The sequence below is a fragment of the Streptococcus mitis genome (genome assembly GCF_047464965.1).
Taxonomy (GTDB): domain Bacteria; phylum Bacillota; class Bacilli; order Lactobacillales; family Streptococcaceae; genus Streptococcus; species Streptococcus mitis_DU.
This window is the reverse complement of record NZ_JASHAT010000018.1, coordinates 1-5,650: the sequence shown is the minus strand read 5'-3', so window position 1 is coordinate 5,650 and position 5,650 is coordinate 1. Positions and strand designations below refer to the sequence as shown.

Below are 5,650 nucleotides of genomic sequence, written 5' to 3'. Positions count from 1 at the left end.
ACATGGTGAGAGCTAGTGAACATGCTGGAAGTGACGGTGATTTGTGGTTTCGCTATCTTTATAAGGTCATTAAAGATGAGGAGACTAAACTAACTACTGATGATGTAGAGCAATTGTTGAAAAATCCTACCTTAACACCTTTCCAAAAAATAACCCTTCAAGATGCTTTAACAGAAGGCACACACACAAGAGAACACGTTTTGCAGGCGAACCGTAAAAGTCAGCCAAAAGATATTTTGAAACTCTTTAGAGAGGAACTAAATAAAAGATATGGATTGTTGTTAGATAGCACTAATTAAGTTTTAATTCTAATAGATAAATTGATTATAAATGGGGGGATAGAGGAGCGAACGAAGTGAGTCTCCTTTTTATTATATATTTAATTAATGTTTAATATATATTTAGCCCCTCCACGAGCCTTAGAGCGCCAAGGGGTTTCAGCTTTTATCAGGTACAAAATGTGCATTCATAAAGACATTTTGTGCATTTATAGGGACAAAATGTGCATTTATAGGGACAAAATGTGCATTCATAAAAACAAAATATATCTTGTCTTTTTTAGGAAAATGTGGTATTATAAAGACATGAAAGGAATTTGTCTTTATGGGAGCAGAAGTAGTTAAATATCACAATGATTTGAATACCGTGGTTATGAGAACTTGGACAGCTGAAGAAATGAATTTTTTCTTCACGATACTTACTAAAGCGAAAGAAAAGGGAGTTAAAAAGCTTGTTTTCAATACAGATGAGCTTAAAGAGCTTGCTAGTTCATCTCGTAAGTATCGATGGGAAGAAACAGTAACTAACGCTGCTAAGAAAATAGGTCAATTGACCTATTTTGAGCAATCTGAACGAAAGTTTAGAGTAATGACCTTGTTTGAATTTTTTGAGGTAGACCTAGATAGAAAAATGGTAGAAGTTAAGGTGTCATCTAATTTTGACTATATCCTCAATAAATTAGAAACTCAATTTACAAGATATGAACTTGAAGAGTTTACTAGTATTAGATCAACCTATGCCAAAACTATGTATCGATTGCTGAAACAATGGAGGACAGTAGGGAGAAAAGAGTTTTCTGTTGATGATTTAAAGAGGATTCTAGACACACCTGAATCATACAGACCAAGCGAAATTGATAGACTTATTCTGAAACCTATTAAAGAGCAACTTTCTCCGTATTTTGTAGATTTAAAAGTTAAAAAAATTAAGTCAAACAAACGCGGAACACCCGTTCTAGGCTATGAATTTACATGGAAAAAAGAAGTAACAGAGGCTTATGATCCGCATAAGTACGACAAGCCTAAAAACACTCCTAAAAAGCCATCTAAAAAGGCTAATAAGAAAAGCAACGTTCCAAAGTGGAGCAACCCCGACTATGAGAACCCACTTGACCCGAAAATTATCGACGAGCTAATCGAGTTTCACAAGTTGAACGGCACGCTTGATACTCCTGGAGCTCAAAAAGAAATCGCTGATAAGAAAAAAGAAATTGAAGAAGGACGGGCTAAGCTAGAAGCTCAAAAACAAGCACTGCTTGCACGCTTGGATAAATCTAGCGAGCCTGATGTAGTACCAGGGCAGACAGATATCTATGACTTTCTAGGAGAAGAAAATGAGGTGTAAAAATGGAGCATAAACATATAGCTGAAGAAATTCATTTCTCTCTCAAAGAACTGTTTGAAATTTGCGAAGATGTTATCTATAAAGAGAGTGAATTTAGAGAAGATGAAACCAGCAGAGGGGTATTGAGATTAGCAAAAGCCCTAATACTACATACTCCTTATGCAGATGGCAACCATTTTGATGAAGAAGGCAGACTGTTTGAATTGGCAGATGAACATTTAAGCGAATTTTACGATAACAACGGTATTGAATGTTTATATGATATTGATGATGCCGAGTATTAGAAGAGGTAAATAGAAAAGAGCTGGAACTGTTTAAGGGGCTGGAGTATTTTATGATATAATTTAATAGACTCTGATGAGTCACTGATGATAAAGGTGCCTGTAGCAAGCCATCCGAGTTAGTAAATACAAGGAGGTATGCAAAATGGTCAACTTCTTGTTAACTGTTGCAGCACATGTTGTTGGCGGTCTTGTTCTAGATTTTGTGCATAAATTCTACGACTTGAACCAAAAACAATAGGCACAACAGTAAATGTGTTTTAGTTACCCACTTCCCCAGTGGGTAATTTTTTACCATAAAAAAAAAAAGACAAGTTTCCCCAAACTTGCCTTTTTTATGAAATAAATACTTGAAAGTATTTTGCTTTATGGTCAACTTGTATGTGTTTTAGTAATCAAAAAATAAAAGAAAGTAGGTTTATTGTTTTGATTACTTGAATTATATCTTTTTTCCCCAAAAAAGTCAAATAACTCAAAGAAAACCCTAAAAAGACGGGCCTTTATTATACAAAAAAATCCCACCTCATAACGAAGTGGGATTTTCACTAATTTTAACTCATTTTTTTATTGATACAAGTAAGATTGAGCAATCACGTCAATGCGGTTATGCCCTAAATTTTTCGTAACCATTTTCATGGCGCTTTTATCGTAGACTTCCCCTGCACGGTCTTTCCTCATTACATATCGGTCAGCCCGTGGGATATCTTTTTCTTTTCTTGCGTAGTGCATATACAAACGCATGGCATACGTACCTCTGTATCTGTGGTTGTCGTAGTTTGAATGCAATTTGGGAAACAATCTTCCCTTTTTTGACTGGATAAATTCCACTATATTTTTTGTATCGTCTTCTGAAACACCCATAATCTCAACAACTCTAGCCTTACCCCCTTTTGTTCCTTTTGTTACGGATAAGTACGCCTTGCCATTCTCAAAAAATAGATCATCAGACGTTATCTTTAACATTTCAGACCTACGGAGACCCGTAGCACTGGTAAAACGTGCTAGACGGCTTTCTGTGGCTTCTGAGATATGCCTATCACTCGCTACGTCGTAGCGACTTCTTTTGATACCTGAACGCTCACGTTCAGGCGTTTTCATAAAAGACGACGACGAAACACCGAAGACTTTCGCCATTGCAGCCTTAACGGTTGCAATCGTATAGGGCGAAATATCTCTATCTATAAGATATTGAAGATATTCATTAGCGACCTTGTGAGTGTCTTCGATTGTGATAGCTTCTGGGTGTGTCTTATCTACCCATTCTGTAAAATAGCCAAATTGCTTTTTATAGGTGCGGTAGGTTTGTTCAGAGTATATTTTATCTATCGTATCGCCCGTAACCTTGTCCATAGAACGTTTTGAGCCTTTACCAGCGTCAAACATGTCTTGTAGACGTGATTTAAACGTCTGCTGATACGTTTTTTTCTTTGAGCGAGCTTTTCTCTTCCTCGCCCAGCGACCTTGCTTAGTTGTGTTATTTCCGCTATCCATAGTGACCTCTTTTCTAGACTAGTAAAAGAATATTAAACCTTTGAATCGAACCTGTTCAGGCCCCGAAGGGGAGGGGTTCGAAGACCCCGTAGGCAACTTTTTTGCGACATGTCTATGCCATGACATAAGCAACCATTTTTCTGTCTCGGTCTTGACAATCACTTTTGGGCATGCCGAAGTAGTGACAACTCGGGAACGACTGTAGGGAGTAAATCGGTATATGGACCACTTGATAACACTTTATCTAAACACTGACGTTTATTCCTTTCTTTACCTTTATTTTTCTTATTTAGTATTTTAGAAAGTGCTATTTATTGGTTTGTCTTTTTTCTCTTCTTAATTCTTTTTTATTTTTCTTTTGATTTTCTTTTTTTAATTTTTTCTTTTACTTTTTTTCTTCTAGAAAAAGCCGTTGTTTTTACAAGGCTTTTTCGTCTCTATTTTTCTCTTGTTTTTCGTACTCCACATCAATCAATCTTCTCTAATACTATTATGCCATTTTTTTCAAAAAATAAAAATTGAACAAAAATTTTTTTAGAAAATGATCGTGAAGTTTGTTTTTCCTCTTTTTCGTTTCTTGCTCCAACCACTCAATTCTATCCACTACTATTTTGCCATAAAATCGAAAAAATAAAAAATCTACTACTAAACGACGTTTTTCTAAAAAAATTCGAAGAGAAAAGAGAGATTTTTGAAAGCAAAAGACAAAAATTTGCGATATAGTAAATTTTTGAGATAACGCACGAAAGTGCGGGTTAACTGTTTACCCATGCACAATTCCTGCGGAATTTAACATAGGGTAAACAGTTAACGCTTGCCGAAAACCCTTTGGGCGGGTTTCCAGCTGACGCTTTTTCGTCTCGAACCACGAGACGACTGACGACCGCTATCGCTATTGTCGTCAAAAAGAAAAACGTGCCATATTTATGAAATAAGAGAATAAAATAATTTAGATGTTATTTGAAGGATATATTTTAAAGGAGTATAATGAAAGGGAAGAAAACTTATTTATAGCTAGAAAGGTAAAAAATACGGGAACTATATTGCTAAAATAAGTTATATCGGTTTAAATTTTGCACATTATGGATTAGAAGAAAAAATGAAGTATGTAACTTTGTTTCTTGTTTTATTTATGATGTTTATGCCTGGTATCTACTCTAGCAATGCAGGAGGATGCGTCCATGATTAAAAAAAGAAAAAACATGGCATTGTTTTTAAGTATTGTAATTAGTGCTGTTCTGTTAAAACTTTTATTCCCAGGTTTAAGTTATTGGTTTGCTGATTTTTTTAAAAATCTATTTTGACTAAAAAGTTTTTAGAGAAAAAAGAGGGCTTTAGCCCTCTTTTTGAAGTCCTATGATAAGTCTTAGAGTTCCAAGAATTTTCAGCTTTTATCGATAACAAAAAAGAGAGCTTAAGCTCTCTTCACACATTATCCTCTTCCGATTAAATAGCCAACCACAAATGGTACAAATGGAACAAATGGAAGTATAAACGGAATTACCAAAAGATTCATAGGAATACGACGTAAATATTTTTTCATTTACAATCTCCTTTGTTGTTTATTTTAATAACATAATATCATTAAAACAACAAATAGTAAAGCCCTTTCAAAAAAAAGATTTTCTATAGGTTCTTTTAGAACTTTGGATAATTTTAAAGCTATTTCTACAGATGGTATTGTTTTATTATTTTCTATTAAACCGATCATTTGCCTTGAAATATTTATTTTCTTAGCTAATTCTTCCTGCGTCAAACCCTCTCTAACTCTAAATTGCTTTATATTGTTTTGATAATTATTTTTGTCTAACATAACTATCACCTCTTTTCACACAAATTTTTCTTCGACTACTCATAGTATACCATGATTTAATTAAACAAATGGTATACTATGAGTAGCAAAGTCTTATGTATCCATAAAACGGAGGTTTCCTATGAATCAAGAAGAAGAAAAAGAACGAATCTTTTTAGAGCTACAAGCTGAAATCCAAGCTGGATTGGAAGCCTATGAGAGAGGGGAATGTATTCCTTTAGAGGAGGTCAGAGAGCGTCTTCTAGGCTCAGGCTCAAAAATACGATTTGACAAGCTTCAAGAGGAAATCAATCAAAGTGTTGCAGATCTTTTTTGAGAAAAGATGAGGGGGAATAATAATGACAACATGGTACGATTACATGGTGAGAGCTAGTGAACATGCTGGAAGTGACGGTGATTTGTGGTTTCGCTATCTTTATAAGGTCATTAAAGATGAGGAGAC

Annotated in this window: 7 protein-coding genes; 5 read left to right on the top strand and 2 right to left on the bottom strand. The window is 34.9% G+C overall.

Annotated elements, in window-relative coordinates:
* Nucleotides 1-2 precede the first annotated feature (2 nt).
* The 3 genes from QM408_RS09050 (at nucleotide 3) to QM408_RS09040 (ending at nucleotide 1,907) form a co-directional block, all read left to right on the top strand.
* On the top strand, nucleotides 3-299 hold the full coding sequence (locus QM408_RS09050) for a hypothetical protein (protein WP_414374350.1): 297 nt from the start codon (nucleotides 3-5) through the stop codon (nucleotides 297-299).
* Between the two features lie 304 nt (nucleotides 300-603).
* Complete coding sequence (locus tag QM408_RS09045; RefSeq protein WP_414374347.1) at nucleotides 604-1,623, top strand: replication initiation protein; 1,020 nt, start codon at nucleotides 604-606, stop codon at nucleotides 1,621-1,623.
* A 2-nt stretch (nucleotides 1,624-1,625) separates the two neighbouring features.
* Entirely contained in the window at nucleotides 1,626-1,907 is a 282-nt protein-coding gene (locus tag QM408_RS09040) for a hypothetical protein (RefSeq protein ID WP_414374344.1), read from the top strand.
* A 561-nt stretch (nucleotides 1,908-2,468) separates the two neighbouring features.
* Here the strand turns inward: QM408_RS09040 and QM408_RS09035 are convergent.
* The gene (locus QM408_RS09035; protein ID WP_414374342.1) at nucleotides 2,469-3,395 is read right to left on the bottom strand and encodes a tyrosine-type recombinase/integrase; all 927 of its coding nucleotides are present in this window, start codon (nucleotides 3,393-3,395) and stop codon (nucleotides 2,469-2,471) included.
* A 1,181-nt stretch (nucleotides 3,396-4,576) separates the two neighbouring features.
* Between QM408_RS09035 and QM408_RS09030 the strand changes: the two genes are divergently transcribed.
* The gene (locus QM408_RS09030) at nucleotides 4,577-4,699 is read left to right on the top strand and encodes a hypothetical protein (protein WP_414374339.1); all 123 of its coding nucleotides are present in this window, start codon (nucleotides 4,577-4,579) and stop codon (nucleotides 4,697-4,699) included.
* Nucleotides 4,700-4,962: 263 nt separating this feature from the next.
* Here QM408_RS09030 and QM408_RS09025 read toward each other — a convergent pair whose 3' ends face one another.
* Nucleotides 4,963-5,208 carry a helix-turn-helix transcriptional regulator gene (locus tag QM408_RS09025; protein ID WP_414374337.1) on the bottom strand — a complete coding sequence of 82 codons (246 nt, stop codon included), beginning with the start codon at nucleotides 5,206-5,208 and terminating at the stop codon, nucleotides 4,963-4,965.
* Between the two features lie 121 nt (nucleotides 5,209-5,329).
* On the opposite strand from QM408_RS09025, the gene QM408_RS09020 reads away from it, so the two are divergent.
* Nucleotides 5,330-5,524 (top strand): hypothetical protein, encoded by a 195-nt coding sequence (locus tag QM408_RS09020; RefSeq protein WP_414374334.1) that lies wholly within the window; start codon nucleotides 5,330-5,332, stop codon nucleotides 5,522-5,524.
* Nucleotides 5,525-5,650: the final 126 nt, after the last annotated feature.

Excerpts from the sequence above, each read along its gene's own strand:
- QM408_RS09020 (WP_414374334.1), top strand. The coding sequence starts at position 5,330 with ATGAATCAAGAAGAAGAAAAAGAACGAATCTTTTTAGAGCTACAAGCT.
- QM408_RS09040 (WP_414374344.1), top strand. The coding sequence starts at position 1,626 with ATGGAGCATAAACATATAGCTGAAGAAATTCATTTCTCTCTCAAAGAA.
- QM408_RS09045 (WP_414374347.1), top strand. The coding sequence starts at position 604 with ATGGGAGCAGAAGTAGTTAAATATCACAATGATTTGAATACCGTGGTT.
- QM408_RS09035 (WP_414374342.1), bottom strand. The coding sequence starts at position 3,395 with ATGGATAGCGGAAATAACACAACTAAGCAAGGTCGCTGGGCGAGGAAG.
- QM408_RS09050 (WP_414374350.1), top strand. The coding sequence starts at position 3 with ATGGTGAGAGCTAGTGAACATGCTGGAAGTGACGGTGATTTGTGGTTT.
- QM408_RS09025 (WP_414374337.1), bottom strand. The coding sequence starts at position 5,208 with ATGTTAGACAAAAATAATTATCAAAACAATATAAAGCAATTTAGAGTT.
- QM408_RS09030 (WP_414374339.1), top strand. The coding sequence starts at position 4,577 with ATGATTAAAAAAAGAAAAAACATGGCATTGTTTTTAAGTATTGTAATT.